The sequence below is a fragment of the Segeticoccus rhizosphaerae genome, from assembly GCF_009192725.1.
GTDB classification, from domain to species: Bacteria; Actinomycetota; Actinomycetes; order Actinomycetales; family Dermatophilaceae; genus Segeticoccus; species Segeticoccus rhizosphaerae.
The window spans coordinates 1-736 of sequence record NZ_VOHR01000667.1; the positions used below are offsets into that span (position 1 = coordinate 1).

At 74.0% G+C, this 736-nt stretch carries 1 protein-coding gene; it reads left to right on the forward strand.

Annotated elements, in window-relative coordinates; genetic code table 11:
• The coding region (locus FRW57_RS23745; RefSeq protein ID WP_476748674.1) for a class I SAM-dependent RNA methyltransferase at positions 1-689 on the forward strand (689 nt) is incomplete at its 5' end.
• Positions 690-736: the final 47 nt, after the last annotated feature.

Genomic DNA, 736 nt, shown 5'->3' on the forward strand with positions numbered 1-736 from the left:
CCGACTCGCGGTTCCTGCGGGCGGACGCCGAGGAGGTGCTCGTCGCATCCCCCCACCGCGTCACGCCCCCCTGCCCGTATGCCGGGCCGGGCCGGTGCGGCGGGTGCGACTGGCAACACGCGTCCCCGGCCTACTCGCGGGAGCTCAAGGCGGCCGTGGTCTCCGAGCAGCTGCGCCGGCTGGCCGGTCTCGAGCTGCCGGTGACCGTCGAGCCGGTGCCCTCGCCAGTCGACGTCGACATCGGCGCCGACGCCGCGGACCGCGGGCTGCGCTGGCGGACCCGGGTGGAGTTCGCCGTGGGCGAGGGAGGCCATGCCGGCCTTCGCCGGCACAGGTCACACGACGTCATACCCCTCGACGACTGCCTGATCGCCACCGACGCCGTCGTCGGCACCGGGGTGCTGGGCCGTGACTGGACGGGGTCGAGGTCGGTGGACGTCGTCGCACCGAGCGGTGGTCCGGACGTCGTGGTCGTCCCTGTCCCGTCCGGCGAGGGGTCGGCACCGCGGGTCGTCGAACACGTCGCGGTGGGGGAGTGGAGCCACGAATTCGTCGTGGGAGCGCGCGGGTTCTGGCAGGTGCACGCCGGTGCGGCGGCCACCTTCGTGGGCCACGTCCTCGACGAGCTTGCGCCGCGGCCGGGTGACCGTGCGGTCGACCTCTACTGCGGCGTGGGGCTGTTCGCATGAACGTTCGGCATCGGCCTCCTCATCGGCTTCGCCGTCTGGCTGGGCCG